At 64.5% G+C, this 24183-nt stretch carries 20 protein-coding genes and 1 pseudogene; 11 read left to right on the top strand and 10 right to left on the bottom strand.

Going from position 1 to position 24183, the window contains the following annotated elements:
- Window positions 1-50: 50 nt before the first annotated feature.
- Window positions 51-896: an adenylate/guanylate cyclase domain-containing protein gene (locus ABIB73_RS30145; protein WP_354230001.1), complete on the top strand. Its 846-nt coding sequence runs from the start codon at window positions 51-53 to the stop codon at window positions 894-896.
- Window positions 897-964: 68 nt separating this feature from the next.
- Here ABIB73_RS30145 and ABIB73_RS30140 read toward each other — a convergent pair whose 3' ends face one another.
- The 4 genes and pseudogenes from ABIB73_RS30140 to ABIB73_RS30125 all read right to left on the bottom strand — a co-directional run bounded on the left by ABIB73_RS30140 (window position 965) and on the right by ABIB73_RS30125 (window position 4042).
- Window positions 965-1315, bottom strand: coding sequence for a hypothetical protein (locus ABIB73_RS30140; protein ID WP_354229999.1), 351 nt, complete (start codon window positions 1313-1315; stop codon window positions 965-967).
- Between the two features lie 98 nt (window positions 1316-1413).
- Complete coding sequence (locus ABIB73_RS30135) at window positions 1414-2397, bottom strand: tripartite tricarboxylate transporter substrate binding protein (RefSeq protein ID WP_354229997.1); 984 nt, start codon at window positions 2395-2397, stop codon at window positions 1414-1416.
- Between the two features lie 130 nt (window positions 2398-2527).
- Window positions 2528-3047 (bottom strand): annotated as a pseudogene (locus tag ABIB73_RS30130) (REP-associated tyrosine transposase).
- 59 nt (window positions 3048-3106) lie between these two features.
- The gene (locus tag ABIB73_RS30125) at window positions 3107-4042 is read right to left on the bottom strand and encodes a LysR family transcriptional regulator (RefSeq protein WP_354229996.1); all 936 of its coding nucleotides are present in this window, start codon (window positions 4040-4042) and stop codon (window positions 3107-3109) included.
- 116 nt (window positions 4043-4158) lie between these two features.
- Between ABIB73_RS30125 and ABIB73_RS30120 the strand changes: the two genes are divergently transcribed.
- The 4 genes from ABIB73_RS30120 (at window position 4159) to ABIB73_RS30105 (ending at window position 6666) form a co-directional block, all read left to right on the top strand.
- A complete protein-coding gene (locus tag ABIB73_RS30120; protein WP_354229994.1) occupies window positions 4159-4911 on the top strand; it encodes an SDR family NAD(P)-dependent oxidoreductase in 753 nt (250 codons plus the stop codon).
- A gap of 30 nt (window positions 4912-4941) precedes the next feature.
- Window positions 4942-5640, top strand: coding sequence for a pirin family protein (locus ABIB73_RS30115; protein ID WP_354229992.1), 699 nt, complete (start codon window positions 4942-4944; stop codon window positions 5638-5640).
- 176 nt (window positions 5641-5816) lie between these two features.
- On the top strand, window positions 5817-6416 hold the full coding sequence (wrbA, locus tag ABIB73_RS30110) for an NAD(P)H:quinone oxidoreductase (RefSeq protein WP_354229990.1): 600 nt from the start codon (window positions 5817-5819) through the stop codon (window positions 6414-6416).
- Between the two features lie 115 nt (window positions 6417-6531).
- Entirely contained in the window at window positions 6532-6666 is a 135-nt protein-coding gene (locus tag ABIB73_RS30105) for a hypothetical protein (RefSeq protein WP_354229988.1), read from the top strand.
- 15 nt (window positions 6667-6681) lie between these two features.
- Here the strand turns inward: ABIB73_RS30105 and ABIB73_RS30100 are convergent, their stop codons facing one another.
- The 4 genes from ABIB73_RS30100 to ABIB73_RS30085 form a co-directional block, all read right to left on the bottom strand.
- Window positions 6682-7566, bottom strand: a complete 885-nt coding sequence (locus ABIB73_RS30100) for a protein-L-isoaspartate O-methyltransferase family protein (protein WP_354229986.1) — start codon at window positions 7564-7566, stop codon at window positions 6682-6684.
- Window positions 7567-7648: 82 nt separating this feature from the next.
- Window positions 7649-8797, bottom strand: a complete 1149-nt coding sequence (locus ABIB73_RS30095; RefSeq protein ID WP_354229984.1) for a GNAT family N-acetyltransferase — start codon at window positions 8795-8797, stop codon at window positions 7649-7651.
- A gap of 152 nt (window positions 8798-8949) precedes the next feature.
- Window positions 8950-10302 carry an O-antigen ligase family protein gene (locus ABIB73_RS30090; RefSeq protein WP_354229982.1) on the bottom strand — a complete coding sequence of 451 codons (1353 nt, stop codon included), beginning with the start codon at window positions 10300-10302 and terminating at the stop codon, window positions 8950-8952.
- 39 nt (window positions 10303-10341) lie between these two features.
- A complete protein-coding gene (locus ABIB73_RS30085) occupies window positions 10342-11409 on the bottom strand; it encodes a glycosyltransferase (protein ID WP_354229980.1) in 1068 nt (355 codons plus the stop codon).
- Window positions 11410-11663: 254 nt separating this feature from the next.
- Here ABIB73_RS30085 and ABIB73_RS30080 point away from each other — a divergent pair, with 254 nt between their 5' ends.
- Entirely contained in the window at window positions 11664-12611 is a 948-nt protein-coding gene (locus tag ABIB73_RS30080; RefSeq protein WP_354230107.1) for a glycosyltransferase, read from the top strand.
- 18 nt (window positions 12612-12629) lie between these two features.
- On the opposite strand, the gene ABIB73_RS30075 is transcribed toward ABIB73_RS30080, so the two are convergent.
- On the bottom strand, window positions 12630-13658 hold the full coding sequence (locus ABIB73_RS30075) for a glycosyltransferase family 2 protein (RefSeq protein ID WP_354229978.1): 1029 nt from the start codon (window positions 13656-13658) through the stop codon (window positions 12630-12632).
- A gap of 405 nt (window positions 13659-14063) precedes the next feature.
- Here ABIB73_RS30075 and ABIB73_RS30070 point away from each other — a divergent pair, with 405 nt between their 5' ends.
- The 5 genes from ABIB73_RS30070 (at window position 14064) to ABIB73_RS30050 (ending at window position 19824) form a co-directional block, all read left to right on the top strand.
- Window positions 14064-14855, top strand: coding sequence for a class I SAM-dependent methyltransferase (locus tag ABIB73_RS30070; RefSeq protein ID WP_354229976.1), 792 nt, complete (start codon window positions 14064-14066; stop codon window positions 14853-14855).
- A gap of 297 nt (window positions 14856-15152) precedes the next feature.
- Window positions 15153-17447, top strand: coding sequence for a GumC family protein (locus tag ABIB73_RS30065; protein WP_354229974.1), 2295 nt, complete (start codon window positions 15153-15155; stop codon window positions 17445-17447).
- Window positions 17440-18246, top strand: a complete 807-nt coding sequence (locus tag ABIB73_RS30060) for a WecB/TagA/CpsF family glycosyltransferase (protein ID WP_354229972.1) — start codon at window positions 17440-17442, stop codon at window positions 18244-18246. The genes ABIB73_RS30065 and ABIB73_RS30060 overlap by 8 nt, the downstream gene beginning before the upstream one ends.
- Before the next feature lie 17 nt (window positions 18247-18263).
- Entirely contained in the window at window positions 18264-19256 is a 993-nt protein-coding gene (galE, locus tag ABIB73_RS30055; protein WP_354229971.1) for a UDP-glucose 4-epimerase GalE, read from the top strand.
- Between the two features lie 226 nt (window positions 19257-19482).
- Window positions 19483-19824, top strand: coding sequence for a hypothetical protein (locus ABIB73_RS30050; RefSeq protein WP_354229969.1), 342 nt, complete (start codon window positions 19483-19485; stop codon window positions 19822-19824).
- Here the strand turns inward: ABIB73_RS30050 and ABIB73_RS30045 are convergent.
- Window positions 19798-23913: a bifunctional diguanylate cyclase/phosphodiesterase gene (locus ABIB73_RS30045; protein WP_354229967.1), complete on the bottom strand. Its 4116-nt coding sequence runs from the start codon at window positions 23911-23913 to the stop codon at window positions 19798-19800. The two genes, ABIB73_RS30050 and ABIB73_RS30045, sit on opposite strands and share 27 nt — an antisense overlap.
- Between the last annotated feature and the right edge of the window lie 270 nt (window positions 23914-24183).

The raw sequence follows: 24183 nt of genomic DNA, 5'->3' as shown, positions 1-24183 counted from the left end.
GACCGCGATGTCTGATGCATTTGCCGGTCAGGGAGGCTAATGTCTGGACCATGCCCGACGACAAGGTGAAACGACGACTAACCACCGTCCTGTGCGCTGATGTGCACGGCTATTCTCGCCTCATGGAAGCAGACGAGACGGGAACGCTGGAGACGCTCCGCCGCTACCGCACTGCCATTGCGAGATTGGTGGAGCGTCATGACGGCCGCATCGTGAATACCTGGGGCGATGCGGTGATCGCCGAGTTCGCCAGCGTCGTCGAGGCCGTGCAATGTGCGGTCGAGATTCAGCAGGAAATTTCCAACCAGGATTCGGACCCACCGCACGCGCACCCGATGCGGTTTCGCATCGGCATCAACCTCGGAGACGTGATGGTGGACGGTTCCGACATCTATGGCGACGGGGTCAATATCGCGTCGCGGCTGCAAGAGCTTGCCGAACCCGGCGGCGTCGTGATCTCGAGTTCCGTCTACGATCAGGTGCACAACAAATTATCCGTCGGCTTTGACTGTCTCGGCCAGCGTCCAATGAAAAACATTGCTCCCATGACCAGCTATCGTGTGACCATGAGCGGTCAAACCGCTCAAGCACGGAGCTTTCCGCCTGGCGAACGTCTGACGTCTCGGGGCGCAGTTGCGGGCTCGGAAAATGACGCCGTACGCCGCGACAGATACGAGCAATCCACGTGGATGCGCTTCGTTTCAGATGGGCTAGCGAAGCTGCCCCGACCGGTCGCAGCGGCCCTCACGGTGTCGGCCTTTCTGATTCTGATCAATGTTTTCACCGGCATGCACAGGATCTGGTTCCATTGGCCAGTCGCAGCAATACTCTTCGGTGTCCTCATGCGGACAGCGCTGGGACATCGACCTGAGTCGGACAGCAAGAAGGAACGCTGAACGAAGCGGCACGATAGCATCTTCGCGCCTGCCGCTGCGCACGCTTCCGGATCATGCTCCAGGTAGCGTTAATCGTCGTCATCGTCATAAGGCCGCGGCTGCGGAGGTGGCGGCGGCACATTGTTATAGCGCGGCGGCGCTGCAGCCCGATTGCGCGGAACCGGCTGCTGTGGCGGCATCTGGTTGTTGGACTGGAACACCGCGCGGCAGCCGCTGGAGAGCTGTGGGGTGTTCTGCCGCAGGCAGGCGGTGATGCGGCTCACATCAGGAATCTGATCGCTGCACAGACGCCAGACATCCGGCGTGCAGGCCATCTGCTGCTCCATGGTTCCGCGATATTCTTCGGCGGACGCGGCGCTCTGCGCGACGATGCCGCTGATCGCAAGCGCCACACCCAGCGCAATTCGCTCTGTTCGCATGGTCCCTTTTCCTTCTCGAATCCCTCGATTTGTCCTCAATCAATGAGACGCGGTCAGGTTCTGGCCCAACAAAAAAATGTGAAAAGTGCGTTTGGAACCTACTCGACCCTGCCAATCTTCTTCACCGCCGCGATCAACCGCGCGCTGTCGACTGCCACGAACTCCGAGAATGCCGGCGCATCCTGATAGGCGACGAGGCTGCCCGAGGTGTCGAAGGCTTTGAGGACGTCGGGACTCGTCATCACCTGCGCCATCGCTTCGCGCAGGCGGGTCGCGACCGGCGCAGGAAGAGAACTCTGAGCAAAGAGCCCGGCCCAGATGTACATCTCGACCTCCTTGTAGCCGAGTTCCTGGAAGGTCGGCACATCAGGAAAGCTGGCGATGCGCTGTGCGCCGCAATTGCCGAGCACGCGCAGCTTGCCGTCGTCGACCTGCGGCTTCAGCGTGCCCGGTGCCGCCGCGATCCCCTGCACGGTCCCGCTGAGGAGCGCGGTCAGCGCGGGACCCGCGCCACGGAACGGCACGTGCAGCAACTTGATGCCGGCGCTGTTGGCGAACATCTCCATCGCCACATGCAGTGTGCCGTAGGGGCCGGACGAGCCGTAGGTGATCTGGCCCGGGCGCTTCTTCGCATCCTCGACAAAATCCTGCGCCGTCTTCCATGGCGCCGAAGCCGGCACCGCCAGCAGCGTGGGATCGGCCAGCACGCGCGCGATCGGCATGAACTGCGACACTTCATAGGCAACGGGACGGTCGAACAGCCGGTCGGCCTCCGGCAGCACCGCGAGCGAGGACAGGGTCATCAGCAGCGTGTAACCATCGGGCTCCGCGCGGGCCGCCGCGGCATTGCCGACCGATCCGCCGGCCCCGCCGGCGCGGTTGTCGACGATGACGGGCTTGCCGAGAATCCGCTCCAGCGCCTGCGCCACCGGGCGCGCGGCGAGATCCGCCTGGCCGCCTGCGGGAAACGGCACGATCATGGTAATGTTGCGGACGGGATAGGTTTGCGCGAAAGCCGTGCGCGGGATGACGATTTGTGTGAGCGGCAAGGCTGCGGCGCGCAGCAGGTCACGGCGGTTCATCGGCGGCTCCCCGAATATGATTTTGTTTTTTGTTCGGGGGGAGAGTAGCGGCTCTAGCCGGGTGCGCAAAGCAGCTTGTGAAGCGAGATCTCGTAGGGTGGGCAAAGGCGCTCTTGCGCCGTGCCCACCTTCACTGGCCAAAATTCCCAGCCATCTCCCGCACATCCCCACCCCAATCAGCGGGAAGGACGCCTTGCTCGACGTAGCGATGGAAGCTGCTGTGACGCCAGTCGAATACACGCGCAACGAGGCCGTGCTTGACCGGGTTAAAGTGGATGTAATCCACGTGACGCTCCAAATCCGCGTCCCCGCGAATGGCATGCTCCCAATAACGGCGCTGCCAAATGCCCTTCTCGCGCTTCTTCAACTTGCTCGTCGAACGCGCCTGCGCCTCCAACCCTCGCGAAAAACCACCTTTGATCAGATTCCATCGCGACGAAAATCGGCGTCATCGTCTGGCAGCGCCCAGATCGCGTGGAGATGGTCAGGCAAAATACAGATGGCAATCGTCTCGAACGCCCGGCGCTGCAAGACTGTTCGGAGATTCGTCGCAGGCGATCGACCTGGTCGACGAGCAGCGTATTTGACCGATCGGCGAGCACGACGGTGAAGAAGAACATGTTGCTTTGGACTCGGCGATACTGAGACACCTACGTTTCCCTCGCATGGATTGGTGGGCACGCTTCGCTTTGCCCACCCTACGGTTTCTCTACCCAGCCCGCCCGCCCTTGTTCGGCCGCCGCTTGCATGTGCCCGGCAGTTTCGCCGCCAGAAAATCGCCGAGCGCCTCGACGCGCGCGGGACGCGGGCCGCCGGGCGGCGTCACCAGATGCACGGCGCCTTCGGCCTGTTTCCAGTCCTTCAGGATCACTTCGACTTCGCCGGAGGAAATGGCTTCACCGACGATGAATTCGGGAAGCTCGGCGATGCCAAGGCCGGCGATCAACGCCGGCATCACCGCCTCACCATTGTTGACGCGAAGCTGTCCGCCCGGACGCACGCTGGCCTGCTCGCCGGCCGCATTGGTGTAGTGCCAGACGTTGGGCGTGGAGAGGTAGGCGTAGCTGAAGCATTTGTGCTCGGCGAGGTGCATCGGATGTGTCGGCCGGCCGTGGCGCTTGAGATAGGACGGGGCAGCCACCGTGAAGCGCGGCATCGTGAAGAGCCGCCGCGCGATCAGCGAAGAATCCGGCAGCCGCGCGATCCGCACCGCCATGTCGAAACCCTCGCCGATCAGGTCGATGGTCGCGTCGCTCAAATGCAGATCGACCGAGACTTCGGGATAGGTTTCGAAAAACTCCGGCAGCAGCGGCGCCACGGCCTTGATCCCGAACGTCATGGGCACGGCGAGCCGCACCAGACCGCGCGGCGCCACCGATTGCGCCAGCGCCTCGTTCTCAGCCGCCTCGCCGTCGACGAGCAGACGCGTCGCCCGCTCGGCGAGCTTGTGCCCGGCGTCCGTCAGCGCAAGCCGGCGCGAGGTGCGGTTGAACAGCCGGGCGCCGAGCCGCTCTTCGAGCCGGGTGACCGCCTTGGACACCGTCGCCTTGGACATCGCGAGCTCGCTGGCGGCGGCCGCAAACGACCGTAATTCCACGACTTTTGCGAAAATTGCGAGCGCCTCGAAATCGGGGAGTTTTGCCATGGCAGTCGGCCCAAAGGTCTATTTCAGGAAACAATGTGTTTCGACAGTTTCTATTTCTATACCACCGGCGGAGGCATATCCAAGGGCCATCAGAAATTCAGGACTGGAGAAATCCAATGACCAAGAAGCTCTCAGGCAAGGTCGCCCTCGTCACCGGCGGTTCTCGCGGCATCGGCGCGGCCTCTGCCCGCGCCCTCGCCGATGAAGGCGCGGATGTCGCCATCAGCTACGTCGCCTCGCCCGAAAAGGCCGAAGCCGTCGTCACCGAATTGAAGGCCAGGGGCGTCAAGGCCCGCGCCTTCAGGGCGGACCAGGCTTCCGCCAAGGACGTCACGCAGCTCGTCAAGGACGTCGCCAAGGAATTCGGCCATCTCGACATCCTCGTCAACAACGCCGGCGTGGCAAACGGCGGCGCCATCGACGATCCCAAGGCCGACACCGAAGCCCTCGCCCGTCAGGACTCAGTCAACGTGCACGGCGTGATCGCCGCGATCCGCGCCGCCGCGCAATTGATGGGTGAAGGCGGCCGCATCGTCACCGTCGGCTCGATGCTCGCCGACCGCGCCTCGTTCCCGGGCCTTGCCGACTACGTCGCCACCAAGGCGGCCGTGGTCGGCTACACCAAGGGCGCGGCGCGCGACCTCGGCCCGCGCGGCATCACTGTGAACGTTGTGCAGCCCGGCTCGATCGACACCGACATGAATCCGAAGGACGGCGGCGAGTTCGCCGAGACGCAGCGCAAGCAGCACGCGCTCCAGCGCTTCGGCCGGCCCGAGGAAGTCGCCGCCGGCGTGGTCTTCCTGGCGAGCCCGGAAGCCTCCTTCGTCACCGGCACCGTGCTCAATGTCGACGGCGGTTTTGGCGCCTGAGACCTCCAGCTCAAGCAAAGGATTACGCAAATGATCGAACTCAGACCTTTCGACAAGCTCGGCGGCGGCGATCACGGTTGGCTCAAGGCCAAGCATCATTTCTCCTTCGCCAGCCACTATGACCCGAACAACATGGGCCATGGCGCCTTGCGGGTGTGGAACGACGATGAGATCGCACCGAACAGCGGGTTTCCCGCCCATCCCCACGCCAACATGGAAATCATCACCTATGTGCGCGAGGGCGCGATCACCCACCAGGACAGCCTCGGCAACGAGGGGCGTACTGAAGCGGGCGACGTGCAGGTGATGAGCGCCGGCAGCGGCATCCGCCACTCCGAGTATAATCTCGAGCCGACCAAGACCCGGATCTTCCAGATCTGGATCGAGCCGACCGCACGCGGCGGTCAGCCGACCTGGGGTTCAAAGCCGTTCCCGAAGGCGGACCGCTCGGGCAAGCTCGTCACCATCGCCAGCGGTTTCGAGACTGACACCGACGCTCTGCCGATCCGCGCCGATGCGCGGGTGCTCGCGACCACGCTGAAGGCCGGCGAGAGCGCGGAGTACGAGCCGCAGAAGTCGCGGAAGCTCTATCTGGTACCGGCGGCAGGTGCAGTGGAGATCAACGGCGTGCGCGTCAACGCCCGCGATGGCGCCGCGATCCGCGACGAGGCCAATCTGAAGATCACGGCTCTGGAAGATTCCGAGCTCGTGCTCGTCGACGCGGCGTAACGACGATTGCCGTGGATGGCCGGGCTTGTCCCGACCATCCACGCCTCTCTACCAGCAAGCAAGAACGTGGATGCCCGGGCATAGGCGAGCGGAAGCGACGCCGTCCTTCGGACGGCTATGCCCGGGCATGACGTCCCCAACAACCAGTGCATCAGATCTACCCAACGGAGACCACCATGACCAAAGTTCTCGTCCTCTATTATTCCGCCTATGGCCACATCGAAGCGATGGCGAATGCCGTCGCCGAAGGCGCCCGCGAAACCGGCGCGACCGTCGACATCAAGCGCGTGCCTGAGCTGGTGCCGGCCGAGGTCGCCAAGGCCTCGTACTACAAGGTCGACCAGGCCGCGACGATCGCCAAGATCGAGGACCTCGCCAATTACGACGCGATCATCGTCGGCACCGGCACCCGTTTCGGCCGCATGGCCTCGCAGATGGCCAACTTCCTCGATCAGGCCGGTGGCCTCTGGGCCAAGGGCGCGCTGCACGGCAAGGTCGGGGGCGCCTTCACCGCGAGCGCGACCCAGCATGGCGGCCAGGAGACGACGTTGTTCTCGATCATCACCAACTTGCTGCATTTCGGCATGGTCGTGGTCGGCCTGAACTACGGCTTTGCCGGCCAGATGAAGCTCGACGAAGTCACGGGCGGAGCGCCCTATGGCGCCACCACGATCACCGGCGGTGACGGCAGCCGCCAGCCCAGCGCCAACGAGCTTGCGGGTGCGCGCTATCAAGGGCGCGCGATCGCGGAGACCGCGAAAAAACTGCACGGCTAAGCTTCACAGTTAAACTTCGCGATCAATCGCATGGCTGATGCGATTGGGGCGGCATTCTCTTGTGGGAATGCCGCCCCATCTATTTGGCTGGAAGTGACAGGGACCAACGATAGGTATGGCTTTCGAAATTCTCTTGATGGCGCAGATGATCCGCAAGCCCGCCCAGGCGCTGGCGCGGCGCTGGTATTGCCGCAGCCTGTTCCGCGCCTCGCGCGGCCGGTTGCACTGCGCCGGGTGCACGAGATCGTGACGCGCTAGCCGAACGTCAGGCCTGCGTGAGGTCCGCGTGCCGCAGGATGCTGGCGGTCGGCACAGCCGCAGGCGCAGTCGAAAGCCACCACCCATCGCCGGCAAACCAGCACGTCTCGTCAGGCGCGTCCCCTCTCCGGAACGATTGCACGCTCTCCCACCCCTTTGCGAACGCCTCGGCCAACCGCCGGCCGGCATCTGCATCCTGTAGTCCCGCGCAGCCGATGAACTGGGCCCGGCCCAGGAATTTGGCAGGCCAGACCACGCCCTGATCGGGGCGTGTGATCATCAACATGCCGCCGAGCACGCCCTCGGGCGCCAATGGAAACACCAGCCGCCCGCCGGGCCGCAGTGCATCGAGCCATTCCATGGCCGGCTGCGCTGCGCCCGCACAGACATAAATCACATCCACGCTCGGCAAATCGGACGCAATGCCCGAGCGCTCGCGCAGCTCGACTTCGGCGAAGTCATTCAAATTCTCGCGCGCCAGCGCCGCCAGGCGTTCGTCGATCTCATAGGCATAGACGCGGCCGCCGGGACCGACGAGCTCGGCGAGAATCGCGGTGTAGTAGCCGGTGCCGGCGCCGATCTGGAGCACAGTCTCGCCTTCCCTCACCCCGCAGCCGCTGAGCCAATAGGCGTGCGCGCCGGGCATGCCGATGTTGATGCCGCGCGCCGGGTCCAGCGCCACAAGCGCATTCTGATAGAGGAAGGCGGGATCATCGTCGGGCGTCACGACATAGGGGTGACCGCCGAACGAGATCGACCACGGCCCGGGGCCGGCGAAGCGCTCGCGGCCGACCGTCCGAAAAGCTCGCTCGATACGGGGATCCGTGGTCTTGGCCGCGGCGCAGATCAACTGCGCATAGAACGCACGAAATTTGTCCGAACGGTCTTGCATGTCGCCTCCGGGCTGCGGAGGCAACGATAGCACAACGATTGCGATATTCGAGTGACCGCTGCAACCAGGGACGTCGCGCGCTTCAACGCGCAGCCTTGCCCATCGCGCGCGCCGCAAGGGCCGCAAGTTTTGGGTGGCGCCGGAGCCCCTGCGCGGCATGATCGCGCAGCACATAGGGCATCCCGCGCCAGGACAGCGCGACGCTGACATCGGTCAGCGGGACCGGCTCGGCGCCGAAGCGGCGCTTGTAGTCGTGATTGCCGATGCTGAGATCGAAGCGCCGCACGCCCTGCGCATGCAGCGCCGCCATGGTGCGCTCGGTCACCAGCAGCCCCGGCGAACAACTCGCCCACGGCTGGCCGGCATGACCGATCCGCAAGAGGTAATAGGTCGCGCCGTATCTGACGCCGAGCGTAGTGGCGACGGTGCCTTCATCGCAGACGAGCGCCGAGACGACGGCGTAGCCTTCCGCGACGCCCTCGCGCGCTACTTCGCGATAGAACCTGGCGTGGGCCTGGTCGTTGAGGACGAACCGCGAGCCGAGCTTCTGCATGCGCTCCTGCTGCTGGACATCCATCACGTCGAGAAGCTCGCGCGCGCGAGCAACATCCGTGGCGACCTCGAACCGCGCGCCGGCATGGCGGCTGAACACGCGCCAGCAGCGCGGCATCTGCATGCGCTTGATCGACGCCTGATAGTCCGCATAGTCGTCGCTCGTCAACACCAGATTGCCGTTGAGCGAGCAGGATCCGAGACGGCCGAGCGCCACCAGCGGGTTCGGCTTGCCGCCGACATGGGCCGGCATCTTCTTCAGGCGCAGCAGATCGAGGCGGTCAGGCAAGGCGCGCAAGGCGTCGAGCAGCGCCGCGCTGATCGCGTGCGCACCGGCCGCGTCCATTGCGGCGTCGCAAGCGAGGATCGGCGCGTTGTTGTCAGAGACCCCGAGATCGGCAAACTCGACGACGCGAATGCCGCGCCTCGCGCGGCTGATCATCGGCACCATCGCGATGTCCTTGCCGGTGGCGGCATCGGAGATCACGGCGATCAGCGGCGCGACGCCGTGAAACGCCTCGTACCAGGCGCCGAGCCAGTAACCATGCTGGAAAGCGGTGCGATGGCCTGCGTTCAGGCGCAACGCGGCCCGTCGCCAGTCACGCATGAAATCGACTGAGATTCCCGACGTGCTGGAGGACACCCGATCGTCTAGTTGCTCGAGGCTGACAAACGCCATTCGCGGGGCATACAGTTACTGAACATTTCCAGATAGATTATGTTTTGTCGCAGACCACAAGTTACGTCGCTGCTTATCGTTAAGCCGATACCGTTATCGCGCGCGCAATGTCCCTCGTGTCCCGATATGGAACGAGCGACTGCGACGAGCTGTCAGCGATCGGGTTCCATTTGCTCGACGCACTGGAACCTGGCCAGGAAATGCAGCCCAGCGACCGCGAGCGCGAACATGAACCAGATCGGATTCTGCCGTTCGAGCAAGAAAGTCTCGGTCGTCCCGTAGTACAAGCCGAACAGCCATATCGTCAGGAACAGCTTGCCCAGCGCGTTGCTGCGGTTATGCGCCTGGGTCGCCTGGAAATTGCGGAGCGGCGCAAGCACCAAGATCAGAATGACGAGCAGCAGTCCTGGCAGGCCGATGGTGATGGCGAGATCGAGATAGCTGTTGTGGCTATGCGCCGCGGTGACCGCCCATTCGGCGCCCTTGGCGGTCTGGCGCTCGGTGACGTCGTCCCAGAACGCCGCATAGCCGTGGCCGATGACCGGCTTTTCCGCGACGGCCGAGAGCGCGAACTCCCAGATGTCGGAGCGGCCGGTGAAGGTGGGGTCGACCGGCAGCAGCCGGGTGATGGCCGATAGAGCGGGGCTTGCGACGCTGCCGACCGTCAGCAGGTTCATCACGATCAGCGGCGCGAAGCAGATGATCCGCTTCAGCCACAGGCTCCGTGTGACATAGACGAGCGAGGCAAGGGCGTAGATGGCAAGGCAGAGCACCGACGACGTCTTGCCGCCGGTGAAGATCAGGAAGATGCCGGCAAGTGCCGCGACCGCGGGACCCATCACGAACGACCCGACCGCGCTGAGGTAAATGCCGACATAGACCAAAATGGTCATCACGGGCGATGCGACGTTCTTGTGGCCAAAGCTGCCGCGCCAATCGCCGGCGAGTTGCGGCTCGGTGATGTCGAGCGCGGTGTGGATCGAATATTGCGGGGCGAGGAGGACGCCGAGATAGCACAGCACCAGCAGCACGAGTGCGGCGCCGCCGAGACACAGATTGAAGCTCCGCTGCGTCGGCGGCAGCAGCGGCAGCAGCACCGCGAGCGAGGTCACGCTGGCGGCGAGGACGAAGCGCTGGATCGAGACCTCGCGGCTCTCGGAGAAGATGACATTGATCAGCATCCAGCCGACGAAGCAGAGATGCAGCGGAGTGACGAGAGTCCGGAGCGATGGCGCGTCAGTGGCGATGGCGAACAGCACCGCGACCGCAGCGAGCAATCCGAAGGAGATGTAGTTCAGCGCCATACGTCCGCCGACGACATTGGCAACGTCGGGATTGCGCAAGTCCGGGAACGGATCGAGCGTCACCAGCACGAGCAGCAGGGCTGCCACCGCTACGAGGCAGCGCGCCGTCTGCACGACGTTCAGCCCCGCAAGCTCATCGCGCAGGGCGTGGCCAAGCGATCGGCCCTCGACGTCAGTCATGTCTGCGGCGCTGCGATTCATGCCTCAAGGCCGATATGGGACGATCGGGACCGCCCGGGTCTAGCCCATCCCCGTTAACCATCCGTCAACCAGCATGCCGGACGCCGCAGGCACCTGCTGCTGCCGCGCCACGCTGCGCGCGATCTCGTAATATTGCAGCGCCCGCTCTTCCAGCGTGAGATTGTCCAGCACATAGCCGCGCGGATCGAATTGGCCCGCGACGCAGCCGGCCCAGAAATCGTCCCAGCGCGCCTCGAAGCCGGCGGGGTCGACGAACTTGGTGCCGCAGCGGTCGTCCCAATAGGGCACCGAGGACACCGGCGCGAACTGGACACGGTGCGGATAATAATCGGGGTCCCGCCAAGGGCCGCCGGGATCCCAGGCGAATACCGGAACGCCGCAGGACAGGGCCTGCTGATAGGCGATGCCCTGGCTCTCGTTCTGGCACAGGAAGATCATCGCGCGCGAACGCGCCAGCGCGGCCTGATAGTCTTCCTCCTTGTAGCTGCCGTAGCGCAGCTCCGTGAACGAACGGCCCTCCTTGAGAAGCCGAGCGCGGACCGGCTCGACCAGTTCCGGCATGTAGCGCTCGCGGTCCCAGTGGACCTTGTCGTAGATGAGGACGTCGACGGTCTTGTCGCGCGGACGCGACGGCGCCCAGAGATCCGTATCGATGCCGGTCGGCCAGGCCTCGGTGTCGGGCCAATACGGCCGGTACATGTCGGCGTACCATGGGCCGGGCACCACGACCTTCTTCACCGGCAGGCGCTTCAACAGGTCTGGATCGTCGAGCGGATGATTATGGGCGGCAACCCCGAGCAGGATCGGGTTCTTCCACGCGAACTTGTCGAGCAGGAAGGTGCGGCCGATGATGCAGGCGACGTCATCGGGATGCTGCGCGATGTAGCCGTAGTCGTTGATGCGGTAGCGAATGCCGAGCCGGTCGAGCCCCGCGCAGAGATTGAGGAACACGCGAAGCTGCCCGCTCATGCGCGGCTCGCCGAACAGCATGCGGCGCGCCATCCGGCGCAGATGCCGGTCGCCGGGAAACCAGCGATCATCCTTGTCCTCGTAGAACAGATTGAGGACCATGTCGTCGGGATCGTAGTCGAATGTCTTTGCGGGCACTGGGTCCATCCGCGGCAGTCAGGGCCGCATTCTCGCATGGGACCGGCTGTCGCACCTCTTCAAACCTGCGACAGACTTAACGCCACAGGTTTAACGCTAATCTACGAAACCGGTCTCGCGCCGGCCTTCGCAGCAACGATTTGAGCGCTATGTGAGTATCATCCGCAACGACCGAGGCTGCGATCGCGGCTCCGCGATATCGCCTGGTTAACAGATCATTAAAGACGAGCCACCGCTTGACCGCCGCCGACGCCATGCTCGATGCACCGACCGCCGCGCTCTCGGCGACGAACGCGCGCCCAACGTCGGTATCCGTCGTCATTCCCGCCAAGAATGCTGCGGCCTATATCGGCGAGACCATCGCAAGCGCGCTGGCGCAAGGCGACATCACCGAGATCATCGTCGTGGACGATGGCTCCGCCGACGACACCATGGCGATCGTCCGTGCCATCCGTGATCCTCGCCTGCGCCTGATCGCGAATGACTCCTCCGGCGTCTCGGCCGCGCGAAACCTCGGGGCGCGAAACGCCGGCGGCGACTGGTTGATCTTCCTCGATGCCGACGACCGCCTGCGCCCCGACGCGGTGATGACGCTGCTGGCGGCAACCAAAGCCACCCCCCGCGCGATCCTGGTCTATGGCGACTACAACACGATCGACAGCGAGGGCCGGCCGATCGGCCGCCGCGACCTGCTGAAGGGCCGCCGCAAGCCATCCGGCAACGTGCTGGAGCGGCTCACTCGCGGCAACTTCATCGTCAATGGCGGCATCATGCTGGTCCGCGCCGACGCCTTCGGCGCGGCGGGCGGCTTCGACGTCTCGCTGAGATATTGCGAGGATTGGCATTGCTGGTGTCGTCTTGCTGCGATTGGCGAGTTCGCGTATGTGCCGGAACTTCTGCTCGACTATCGCCTGCACACCGCCAACACCATGAACGCGGCCGTGCGGGCGCCGCAGGATTTTTTCCCGGCGGTCGCGCGCGTGTTCGATGATCCCTTGATCCTGTTCAAGCTGCCCGCGGGTGCCGCACCCCGGCTGCGCCGGGCGGCCGAGATTCATCTCGTGACTTATTCGGCGACGCAAGCGGTCCGCTTCGGCAGGTATCGCGACGCCATCGCCTATCTCGGCATGGTTGGGCGGCGATCGCTCAAAGCGGTGCCGCGCTCCGCGATCAAGATCGCTCTAGCTCATTTCGGAATCTAGCCGCCCGATGCAAGCGCGTCAGGAAGCGATCTTCGAGGCCTCGTAAGGTCTCGGATCGAAGCCGAAAGCAGCGAGCGCAGAACCGAACGCGACCATCATGGGATGTATCGCGACGACGGCCTTCGATGTCGTCATCAGGCGAGCCGCGCGCACCAGCGACAGCGGCAACCGCCCCAGCATCTGCGCAAATACCCGCGCCCGGGCCGCCTTGCCCTGCGCGGCCTTGTGCTGCACACGATAATTGATCGCGCCGATGCGCAAGCCACGCTTTGCGATCCAGCCGAGGCTGGTGCGGTTTCGCGGCACGGTCTCGGTGATGACGGCCTCCGCCGTCCAGTGGAATGTCATGCCGGCATCGCGGCACCGCACGAAGAAATCGCAGTCGCCGCCGCCAAGGAAATTGTAGCGCAGATCGAAGGCGGGACGGCCGAACCGCTCGAACGCGGCGCGCGTGATCAGGCAGTTGCCGCAGCCATAGATCATCGGCACTGCACCGGTGTAGTCGTAGGCGGGACAGAAGGCAGGATGACGCGCGAGCCAGGGCCGGCTGTCGTCGTCGAACACCGGCAGCACCGGCCCGCCGACGATGTCGGCGCCGGTTGCCTCCGAGGTGCGAACCATCAGCTCGAGCCAGTCGGGCGAGGCGATCTCGTCGTCGTCGATCATCAGGAACCGGGTTGCGGCGGGAAACAATGCCTGCGCCGTCTCGAACGCGGCGTTGATCGCCTGGCAGTTGCCCTGCCGCTTCTCGACCAGGCAGATGCCCTGGAGCTTGCCGGCAGCCAAAAACTCCGCGGCGACCGGCGCGCTCTCGCGCCGCGCCGCGTCGTTCTCGACCATGACCACCGCGAAGGAGCGCGGGGTGCGTTGGCTGGCGAGCGAGTCCAGCGTGAGGCGCAGATGCTGCGGGCGGCGGAAGCAGGGAATGCAAACGACGATGCCGACCGACAGGTCGATGACGCGCGAACTCGCGGCGATCTCCCGGTTGGGATCGCGCACGGCATCCGAGATCCGAATGGCGGACAGGTCTGTTGGGATCAGCGTCATCGCGTTCTAGATGCCCGAGATATGTTGAAAAAGCCCTGCGCCGATCGCATGCACCGGCGCCGTCCCGCGACGGCACAGTGCCGCGGGACAGATGCGTGCCAAACCAGGCGACCGACTTGAACCGCGAAACGGCACCACGCCTCGGATCTCCTGGCAATGCAGACGTACCACCATACGCTTAACCGCTTTCGCGTGTTTCCCATGCGAATCCATGTGCGCGTGGTACTGCAATTTGCAGTCCATCGTCGGGCGACGGCGCGACATGGACGATGCCGTAGTTAACGCATGGGCGCATTAACCCGGCCGTAAGCACCGCGACCGGTGAAGGGACGCGGCATCAGATTTGCACTTCGGGCACGTGAGATTTTTCCTGTAATTCGAGTCGAACAAGCGCGGTCAAAAAACATGAACAAGCCAGCCACGATCGATTTCGCGACAGCCACCGAGACTCAAGCCCCCGCACAGACCCAGGCGCTGCTCGACCTGATCGCCGGCGAAGCCCGCGACAGCCTGCTTGGTGTTCATGAGGTGCTTCGTCGCGAGCTGCCGCAAGGCCGGCTTGCCATCTACGAGGCCGGCGGCGGCTCCAGCAGCTTCTTGCCCGTGGATGTGCTCAAGCGCAGCCACGTCACCGTCGTCGACATCGACGAAGACCAGATCCGCAACAACACCTACGCGCAGGAGGCAATCCTCGGCGACGTGCAGGCCTATCGCTTCGGGCCGGACACCTTCGACGTCGTGATCTGCTACAACGTGATCGAGCACCTGCCCGACGTCGAGGCCGCACTGCTGAACTTCCGCGATGCGCTCAAGCGCGGCGGGATGATCCTGATCGGCGCGCCCAATCCGCGCTCGCTGTCCGGCGTCGTCACCAAATACTCGCCGCACTGGTTCCATGTCTGGTTCTACCGGAATATCCGCGGCATCAAGACCGCCGGCCTGCCCGGCGAGGCGCCATTCCCGACCTTCTTCCATCCGCTGGTGACACTGTCGAAGCTCGAGGCGTTTGCGGCCGCCAATGGCCTCCAGACGATCTATCGCCGCGAGGTCGAGAGCCCGCGCTATCCCGAGATGCGCCAGCGCAAGCCGCTGTTCGCCGCCTTCGTCGACGCCGGCACCGCAGTGCTGAACGCCGTGCTTCCGCGCGGCACCGACGTCCGCCGCGGCGACTATCACGTCATCCTGCAGAAGCGCTGATCGTCATGCGCGCGCGGCCCGGCAGTCAAACAGCCAAGCCGGACGCGCGCGCGCCTGACTGCATGCACGGTAACGAACCGTTAATCACTGGGGGACCGACGCATCGCAAGCGTCACAACGACGCGGCCGACAACAGCATGCGCTTAAACGCTTTGTTTGCCATTTCGGTGAATAGTCCCTCAATGAGTATGGTTAATTTTCCCTGTTGCGTTGATTGGGCACCTATATCCCGGGTGCGTGGCGTAAAGCGAAGAGTAACCCCTCAGCCCACGGCACTTGGAATGGAAGCTGGGGATCATGCTTGACTATAACCAGCCGATAGACCGGGCAAGAAATCCGACCACGTCGGTGGCCCCGCAGCGGAGGTCCGAAGCCAGCTTCAACGTGCTGGAGTTCGTCAGCCTGCTTTGGCGGCGCAAGCTTGCGATTGGCTCCGCGGCCCTGATCGGCGCGTGCCTTGCCGTCACGATCGGCAAGAGCCTGACGCCCCGCTACACCGCGACCGCCCAGCTCTATGTCGATCCGCGCGAGCTCCAGCTCGTCGATCGCGAGCTCACGCCGCGCGCGCAGGACGTCTCCGGCATGTCCATGGTCGTCGAAAGCCAGGCACGCCTGATCACCTCCAACAGCGTGCTGTTGCAGCTGATCCAGCAGGCCAATCTCGACAAGGATCCCGAATTCGGTGGCGGCGGCGATGCCAGGAGCCTGATGTCGTCGCTGCTGGGCCTGATCGGCCTCCAGCCACGTGTACCCTCTGCGGCGGACATCAAGGACGTACAGCTCGCGGCGCTCGACGCGCTGAACAAGCACATCACGATCCGCAAGACCGATAAGAGCTTCATCGTCGACATCGAGGTCTGGTCGACCGATCCGGCGAAGGCGGCGATGCTCGCCAACACGCTGACCAACACCTACCTCACGGACTCACGCAACTCTCAGGCCCTCGCCGCGCGGCGTGCCACCAGCGAATTGTCCGGCCGGCTGAAGGAGTTGCGCGAGCGGCTGCGCAACGCCGAGACCGCGCTTGCGACCTACAAGGCCCAGAATAATTTCGTCGGCACCCAGGACGCGCTGATCAGCGACCAGCAGCTCTCCAGCAGCAACCAGCGGCTTTCCGCGGCCCGCGCGGCAACGATGGACGCGCAGGCGCGACTGGACCAGATCGAGGCGAACAAGCGGACCGCTGCGGATGCGGGCGCGATCCCCGAAGCTCTGCAATCGCCGACGATCGCAAACCTGCGCGCGCAATATGCCGATGCCCGCAAGAAATATGCAGAGCAGACCGCTGAGCTCGGCCCGCGCCATCCGGCGCTGCGCCAGACCGAGAAGCAGGTCGAGGATCTCAAGCGTACCATCAGCGAGGAGATTGACCGCTTCGCTCAATCCGCCAAGAACGACCTGACGCGCTCCCGCGATTACGAAGCCTCGCTCAACCGGGCGCTGGAAGCGCAGAAGCGGCAGAGCGTGCAGCTCAGCCAGGCCGCCGTGCGCCTGCGCGAGCTGGAGCGCGAGGCCGATGCCAGCCGCGACGTCTATCAGTCCTTCCTCAAGCGCTCACGCGAGACCGAGGAGCAGGAGACGCTCAATACCTCGGCGGCCCGAATCATCGGTGAAGCGACCGTACCGCAGCGGCGCTCGTTCCCGCCGGCGATGAGCCTGTTCGCCATGATCGGCTTCATCTTCGGTGGGCTTGCCGCCGCCTGCTGGTTCGTCGCGGCCGAGCATCTGTTCATCGGCGCGACCGCCCCCGAGCCGACCCGCCGCGAGCGCACACCGGAGCCCGAGGTTTCGAGGGCTCCGCCGAACGCCGCGGCGCCTCCGCCACCACTTTCCCTGGTCGAAAAGCCCCTGATCGCCCGCCTCCAGGAGGCCGACGTCATCCGCACGCTGGGCGCCATTCTCGCCACCGGCGGCGGCGTCGATCTCACCCGGCTGGGCTGGCCGACGCTGCGCCCCGGATTTCCGCTGACGACGCTGCTCAACGCCTTGCGCGACATGCGCGCCGCGGTGGCACGGCGGGCCGGCGGCAAGGCAATGCCGGTCATCGCGCTGGTCGGCGCCGGCGAGACCATTGGACGCAGCGTGACCGCACTGAATTTCGCGCTCGCGGCGGCGCGGGACGGCAGCCGCGTGCTGATGATCGACGCCGATCATCAGGCGCGCACGCTCTCGAACAAGGTCAACCGCCCCGGCAAGAGCGAGCCGAGCAAGCTCGGCTGGCTCTCGACCGGCAGCAACGCTGCGCGCGAGATCAAGACGGTCAACGGCATTTCGGTGCTGCCAGCCGCCGAGAGCGATGCCGGCAAGGCCGCCGATGCCATCCGCAAGGCGGTGGCGCAGGTGCGCTCCGCCGGTGGCTATGACCTCGTCATTCTCGACGGTCCGGCGATGCCGCTGTCGGCCGCCGGCCGCAAGCTGCACGAAGCCGCCGACGCGCTGGTCGCGGTGCTGCCGACCAGCCTCGACATCAACGACAGCATGGAAGAGATCCTGGCCGCGCTCGGCGGCGCCGAGCGCAAGCTCGTCGGCGTCGTGCTCGACGAGCTCACCCCCGCAACCCATGCGCGCCACCGAGGCAAACAATATGCTTGAGCGTCGCGTCAATCCTGAAGGGCGGGCCGCAACCGCCGAGGTGCCACGGATTACCGTCGGCGGCCTTCGCATGGCTGCGCTCGACCTGGAAGCGACCGCCGATTTCATGATCGAGGCCACCGATCCGCGTCATCGCATCGGCCGCCCGCTGTTCCTGACCTCGGCCAATGGCGAAGTGCTGGCGCGCTGCTCGACCGAGCCGCAGACCGAGCGCCTGTTCCGCGCCGCCGACCTGATCAATGCCGATGGCCAGCCGCTGGTGGCAGCCTCAAGACTGCAATCCTGGTTTCCGCTGCCGGAGCGCGTTGCGACCACGGACCTGTTCCATCTCGTCGCACGCAAGGCCGAGGCGGCGGGCCGTACCTTCTACATGCTCGGCGCCAGTGAGGACGAGAACGCCACGGCGGTCAGGAAGGTCCAGAACCTGTATCCGAACCTCAAGATCGTCGGATACAGCCACGGCTATCTCCGTGGCGACGCGCTGCGCGCCAAGGTCGAGGAGATCAATGCGCTGGCGCCTGACTATCTGTGGGTTGCGCTCGGCGTTCCCTCCGAGCAGGCCTTCGTCGAGGAATTCACGCCGCTTCTGACCAATGTCGGCGTCATCAAGACATCCGGCGGCCTGTTCAACTTCCTGTCGGGCAGCCGGTCGCGCGCGCCGCAATGGATGCAGAAGATCGGACTCGAATGGGCCTGGCGCACCTGGCTGGAGCCGCGCCGCCTGTTCTGGCGCTATTTGACCACCAACCCCCGCGCGATCTATCTTCTCTTCAGCCGGGACAAGCCCTTTAATCGCTGAGAAGAGTAGCAGACCACATGACCGACCGACCGACTGTCCTCGTCACAGGAGGCGCGGGCTATATTGGTTCGCATGCCGTCCGCGCCCTGACCGCAGCCGGCTACCAGCCCGTCGTTTATGACAATCTCTCGACAGGCCATCGCAATTTTGTTGCCGGCCCGCTGGTGACGGGCGATCTGCTCGACGGAGCGGCGTTGGCCCGTACCTTTGCCGACCACAAGGTCACGGCGGTGATGCATTTCGCGGCGGCGAGCCTCGTCGGCGAGTCCATGACCGATCCGCAGAAATATTACATCAACAATGTACAGGGCACGTTGTCGCTGTTGCAGGCGATGCGCAACGCCGGCTGCCACCGCATCGTGTTCTCCTCGACCGGCGCCGTCTATGGCAACGCGGATTCCAAGGAACTACCGGAGGATTTTCCCTGCGCGCCGATCAATCCCTACGGCGCATCGAAGTGGATGATCGAGCGCATGCTGGCCGATTACCGCGCGGCCTACGGCTTCGGCGCGTTCTGCCTGCGCTACTTCAATGCCAGCGGCGCCGATCCGGCCGGCGGCATCGGCGAATTGCGTGACAACGAGACGCATCTCATTCCGCGCGCCATGATGGCGTTGCAGGGCCATGTCGACTTCGCCGTGTTCGGCGACGACTACGACACCCCCGACGGCACCGCGATCCGCGACTACATTCATGTCACCGACCTCGCCGCAGCACATGTCGCCGCGCTAAAACTCCTGGAAGAGGGACATGCCGGCGGCAGCTTCAATCTCGGCACCGGCTCGGGCTTCTCGGTGCGCGAGATCCTGACCGCGATCAAGCAGGAGACCGGGCGCGAGGTTCCGCACACCGTCAAGCCGCGCCGCGCCGGCGACCCCACTTATCTCGTCGCCGACCCCTCCGCCGCCCGAAAGGTGCTGAAATTCGTACCGCGCCATTCGGACCTGCCGACCGTGATCCGGACTGCCTGGGCCTGGCACCAGAAGGCGCATCCGCCAAGGCGGCGTTAGACGCCGGTATTGAGCCTTGCCGGTTGGGCCCCCGAGCGGCTAAAGAAACTATCGCAGCCGGCGCCGGCGAATGTCCCGGCCGCCGCATGTTGCTCGTATCGCCGCCGACGGAAGCGGCACGCATGGCTCAGCCAATATAGCGCGAGCCGATTCTTCACAGCGAAGGCCACGATCGAGTCCGCGCATCGGCCTGCTTTCAGGCGCGGCCCAAGGGAGCACGGAGCGAATGCATCAGGCCGCAAGCCTGCAATTCGAGCGCGTGATGGACGAGCTCGTCCTCTGGCACGCCGTGCCCGAGGACGAACGCTCGCCGGCACCGGCGTGGTGGTGGGGACCGGCGATAGCGGTGTGTGATGCGCACGAACCGATGCGACACGCATGGTGTTGCGAGCTCGGACTGGGCGACGGTTCAAGCTTTGCCGAAGGTGCGCAAGCCCTTCTCAGGCTGTTCGCGGATCAAACCTCGGTGCCCTGGCCGGATGATTTTCCGCGCAAGGCGGAGATCAAGGAAGACGAGGTGCGCGAATTGCACCCGCAGCCGTCAGACGACAGCGCGTTTCAGCCGTAGCGCCACGGCTTCGTTCACGGCCGGATCCGTCTCCGGCTGGAGCGGCGGCGCGACGGGCAGCACCAATGGCCGCAGCAGCTCCGCCATCTGCCGTGCCGGCAGCGGCTTCGAAATGAGGAAGCCCTGCATCTCGTCGCAGCCGTGGGTGCGCAGGAACGCCTCCTGTTCGGCGTTCTCGACGCCTTCGGCGACGACGGTCATGCCGAGCGCCTTGCCCATGCTGATGATCGCCTGCGCGATCGCCTGATCCTCCGAATCCTGCGGCAGGTCGCGCACGAAGGAGCGGTCGATCTTGATCGTGTCGATCGGGAAATGCTTCATCAGCGACATCGACGAATAGCCAGTACCGAAATCGTCGATGGCGAGGCGTATGCCGCGGCTCTGGATGGCGTCCAGCACCTTGAGCGCGCGTCCGACATTGCGCATCATCATGCTCTCCGTGACCTCGAGCTGGAGCAGCACCGGCGACATGCCGCTTGCGGCGAGCGCCTCGTCGACATCCTGCAACAGATGCTCGTCGACAAACTGCCGCGGCGACAGGTTCACCGCCATCGACACCGGCAACAGTCCGCGGCGCTGCCAGGCCATAGCCTGCGCGCAGGCCTCCTTTACCACCCAGCGGCCGATCGGCACGATCAGGCCGGTTTCCTCGGCGAGCGGGATGAACTGCGCCGGCGAGATGTTGCCGAGATCGGGATGCGCCCAGCGCAATAGCGCTTCCACGCCGGTGATCTGGCCGGTCTCCATGTCCACCTTGGGCTGGTAGTTCAGCGAGAACTGCTCGCGCTCCAGCGCCCGGCGCAGCGCGCTTTCGAGCGACAGCCGCTCGATCGACTGCGTCTTCACTTCCTTGGAGAAGAAGCGATAGCCGTTCTTGCCGTCTTCCTTGGCGAGATACATCGCCATGTCGGCATTCTTGGTCAGCGTCTGCGCGTCGGCGCCATTGGCCGGATACATCGCAATGCCGATCGAGGCCGTGGTGTGGCACTCATGGCCGGCCAGCTCCATCGGCCTGCCGAGCGCGGCGAGCAGTTCGGTCGAGATACGCTGAACATCGTCGATCTCGCCGCACTGGTCGAGGATGACCACAAACTCGTCGCCGCCGAGCCGCGCCACCACGTCGCTCGACCGCAGCGCATTGCGTAAGCGGTTCGCAACTTCGAGCAGGAGCAAATCACCGGCTTCGTGGCCGAGCGAGTCGTTAATGACCTTGAAGCGATCGAGGTCGATGAACAGCACCGCAAAACGGTGGTCGTGGCGCTGCGCGGTGTCGATCGCCTCGCGCAATAGACAGTTGAAGGTCTCGCGGTTCGGCAGGCTTGTCAGGCTGTCATGCGAGGCGAGATATTCGATCCGCTCGTCGGCCTTGTTCTTCTCGTCTGCACGATCGAAATTCTCCATCGCGAACGAGACATTGTCGGCAAGACGCTTCAACAGCTCGACGAACTCGCTGGTGAAGGTGTCCTGCTCCGTCGACATGTAGATCATGACACCGACGGGCTTGTCATGTGTGATCAGCGGGAACGCCGCGCCGGAGCGGGCGCCATCGCTCTGGAGTATGGAATGGAAGGCGCTTACGCGGTTGTCGTTGACATAGTCGTTGCTGATGCAAGGCTGCCGGGTGCGGAACGCAGTGCCACTCATGCCGCGTCCTTCGGGCCGGTCGGCGTCGATGGAGAGACGGACGTTCCTTGTGGTCTCGGCGGATGGCCCTGCCGTAGCAACGATCTCGAGCTGATCGTTGTCGTCCCTGGCAAGCGCAATGGTCGTCGAGGTGAACTTGCCGCCGGTAGACGCAGCCTGGCACACGAGGTCAAACAATTCGGTACGCGACTTGGCCCGCACGATCGCTTCGTTGGTAGCGCTCAGCGCCGCGAACATGCGCGTCAGGCGCTCCTTCTGCGCCTCGGTCCGGGCCTTTTCCTCGGCACGGTCGAAATTGTCGAGCGCAAAGGACACGTTCTCCGCCAGGCGTCCCAGCAGCTGAATGAGATCTGGCGTGAACGTACCTTCGTCGGGAGAGAGGAACAGAAGCACGCCAACCGCGTCAGTGCCGTTCTTCAGCAGCGGAAAACAACCGCCAGACCTCGTGCCCTGATCGCGCGCGGTCTGATGCCAATGTGTCGTGCGAATGTCCGCAAGAATCTCGTTGGCGACGCAAGGCGCCTTCGTGCGGAACGATGTGCCGGCCAGCCCTCGCCCCTCCGGCTCGTCGGCCGCGGTCGCAAATTGCCATTTCTCGACGTGATGGCGGCACTCACCCTTGGTGACGGCGATGTCGAGATAGCGACCGGTCGGATCCACCATGGCGATGGTTGCGGACGTGAAGGTGCCGCCGAACACCGCCGCCTCGCAAACTGCTTCGAACAATTCGGCACGCGTCTTCACGCGCATGATTGCTTCGTTGGTCGCACTCAGCGCTTCGAGCATGCCCCGAAAGCGATTGCGCTGCATTTCCGCTCTCGCCTTTTCGTGGGCACGGTCGAAATTTTCAAGTGCGAAGGCCACATTGGCTTGGAGCCGCTGGAGCAGCTCGACGAATTCGGGCGTGAATGCATCGCGTTCCGGAGAGTTGAACAGGAATACGCCTTCGACCCGCTCGCCGTTGAACAGGGGCAGGGCCGCCGAGGACCCGATCCCGTTGCGGCGGGCGTGGGCTTGCCAGGGCTTGATGCGATCGTCCGACAATACGTCATTGCTGATGCAAGGCTGGCGCGTGCGAAAGGCGGTTCCCGTCAGCCCCCTGCCTTCGGGCACCCGCTCGGAGGTGGAGAACTTGAAATTACGCACGGTATCCGCATTCGGTCCATAACAGGAGACGACGCGGAGCAACTCGGCATGATGGTCGACGAGCGCGATATTGGCCGACGTGAACTTGGCACCCTTCGCTGTCGCCTCGCAAACGAGGTCAAACAGCTCGGCGCGCGAGTGCGCGTGCAAAATCGCCTCATTGGTAGCGCTGAGCGCGGCATACATGCGCGCCAGGCGATCTTCCTCCGCGGCGATCCGCGCCTTCTCGGCTTCGCGGTCGAAATTATCGAGTGCAAAGCAGACATTTTCGGCGATGCGCAGCATGAGCGCGACGATCTCTTCGTCCTTCGCCCAGGACTGGCTGAGGAAGGACAGGATGACGCCGACGCTTTCACCACGCTTGATCAGCGGCGCCGCGACGCAGGCCGCAACGCCTGTGTTGAGATTCGCCTGTTCCCACGGCGTTCCCCTGGTACGGCGCGCGAGATCGCGTTCGACATGAGGCTTCTGTGAACGAAAGACCTGACCGGAAATGCCGCGACCATAGGGATTGTCGGGATCGACTGAATAATGCGTCTGTGCGACGATCTCCACGTTCTGACCGGTGCCGGCAACGGGCTTCAGCCAATGGCAGTCCGGCTCCTTGAGCAGAACGAAGGTTGCGAGCGACTTGCCGCCATGGACGGACGCATCGCACACCAGCTGATACAGCTCCTGTTCGGTCTTGGCGCGCAGAATGGCTTCGTTGGTTGCGCTCAGCGCGCCGAACATGCGATTGAGCCGCCGTGTCGCCCGCTCGCCGGCCTGGCGCGCCGTTTCGCGCGAGAAATTCTCCAGGGCATAGGAGATGTTCGCCGACATGCGCTCGAACAGCGACACCATCTGCTCGCTCAACGAGCCGGCCTCACTGCGGGTCACGAACAGCACGCCGACGCTGCGCCCATTGCACAACAGCGGCAGCGCCGCGGCCGCGCCGACATGGGCCTTGGCCGCGCCTTCGCGCCACGCCAGCGAGCGCGGGTCGTTCAGATAATCATTGCTGATGCAGAGCTTCTGATTGCGAAAGGCTTCTCCGCCGACGCCCGATCCTTCCGGCGTTTCGGCTTCCGTGGTGATCTCGATCGCGCGCAGCCGCGCAACGTCGTCGCCGCAACCGACCGCAAAGCGCAACCGGCGGCCGTCCGGCTCCACCAGGAACACCGCGACGGCCATGAAATCCCCGCTCGCAAACCCGGCGTCGCAGACCATCTGGTACAGCTCGTCCGGCGATTTTGCGTAGAGGATCGCTTCGTTGATGGCACTCAACGCCGCAAAGGTGCGCGCGAGGGTCGTCTGCACGATCTCAACTCCCGGGCATTTCTGCCGTTTTATCCCGGATGCCGTTATGAACGGCGATCGCCTAAGTGGTCGTTATTGCGTGCCGGAAACCGCGGATCACAGTGAACGAGCTGCGAACGACGGACCAAAAACTGTCGAGAATCCCGCCGCGCGGCATGTCTGGATGCACGGGCCTACGACGAAAGCCGCGTTCTCTTTGCGAATTTGCAGCCCTGTATTGGTTTACGGGAGATTGATATCGGCGTGGGGCTTTGAGACGATGGCGCCCAA

It is taken from the genome of Bradyrhizobium sp. F1.4.3, from assembly GCF_040548375.1.
Lineage (GTDB): Bacteria > Pseudomonadota > Alphaproteobacteria > Rhizobiales > Xanthobacteraceae > Bradyrhizobium.
The sequence above is the reverse complement of the archived record's forward strand: the minus strand, read 5'-3'. Positions and strand labels throughout refer to the sequence as shown.

Excerpts from the sequence above, each read along its gene's own strand:
- ABIB73_RS30145 (WP_354230001.1), top strand. The coding sequence starts at position 51 with ATGCCCGACGACAAGGTGAAACGACGACTAACCACCGTCCTGTGCGCT.
- ABIB73_RS30140 (WP_354229999.1), bottom strand. The coding sequence starts at position 1,315 with ATGCGAACAGAGCGAATTGCGCTGGGTGTGGCGCTTGCGATCAGCGGC.
- ABIB73_RS30135 (WP_354229997.1), bottom strand. The coding sequence starts at position 2,397 with ATGAACCGCCGTGACCTGCTGCGCGCCGCAGCCTTGCCGCTCACACAA.
- ABIB73_RS30125 (WP_354229996.1), bottom strand. The coding sequence starts at position 4,042 with ATGGCAAAACTCCCCGATTTCGAGGCGCTCGCAATTTTCGCAAAAGTC.
- ABIB73_RS30120 (WP_354229994.1), top strand. The coding sequence starts at position 4,159 with ATGACCAAGAAGCTCTCAGGCAAGGTCGCCCTCGTCACCGGCGGTTCT.
- ABIB73_RS30115 (WP_354229992.1), top strand. The coding sequence starts at position 4,942 with ATGATCGAACTCAGACCTTTCGACAAGCTCGGCGGCGGCGATCACGGT.
- wrbA (WP_354229990.1), top strand. The coding sequence starts at position 5,817 with ATGACCAAAGTTCTCGTCCTCTATTATTCCGCCTATGGCCACATCGAA.
- ABIB73_RS30105 (WP_354229988.1), top strand. The coding sequence starts at position 6,532 with ATGGCTTTCGAAATTCTCTTGATGGCGCAGATGATCCGCAAGCCCGCC.
- ABIB73_RS30100 (WP_354229986.1), bottom strand. The coding sequence starts at position 7,566 with ATGCAAGACCGTTCGGACAAATTTCGTGCGTTCTATGCGCAGTTGATC.
- ABIB73_RS30095 (WP_354229984.1), bottom strand. The coding sequence starts at position 8,797 with ATGGCGTTTGTCAGCCTCGAGCAACTAGACGATCGGGTGTCCTCCAGC.
- ABIB73_RS30090 (WP_354229982.1), bottom strand. The coding sequence starts at position 10,302 with ATGAATCGCAGCGCCGCAGACATGACTGACGTCGAGGGCCGATCGCTT.
- ABIB73_RS30080 (WP_354230107.1), top strand. The coding sequence starts at position 11,664 with ATGCTCGATGCACCGACCGCCGCGCTCTCGGCGACGAACGCGCGCCCA.
- ABIB73_RS30075 (WP_354229978.1), bottom strand. The coding sequence starts at position 13,658 with ATGACGCTGATCCCAACAGACCTGTCCGCCATTCGGATCTCGGATGCC.
- ABIB73_RS30070 (WP_354229976.1), top strand. The coding sequence starts at position 14,064 with ATGAACAAGCCAGCCACGATCGATTTCGCGACAGCCACCGAGACTCAA.
- ABIB73_RS30065 (WP_354229974.1), top strand. The coding sequence starts at position 15,153 with ATGCTTGACTATAACCAGCCGATAGACCGGGCAAGAAATCCGACCACG.
- ABIB73_RS30060 (WP_354229972.1), top strand. The coding sequence starts at position 17,440 with ATGCTTGAGCGTCGCGTCAATCCTGAAGGGCGGGCCGCAACCGCCGAG.
- galE (WP_354229971.1), top strand. The coding sequence starts at position 18,264 with ATGACCGACCGACCGACTGTCCTCGTCACAGGAGGCGCGGGCTATATT.
- ABIB73_RS30050 (WP_354229969.1), top strand. The coding sequence starts at position 19,483 with ATGCATCAGGCCGCAAGCCTGCAATTCGAGCGCGTGATGGACGAGCTC.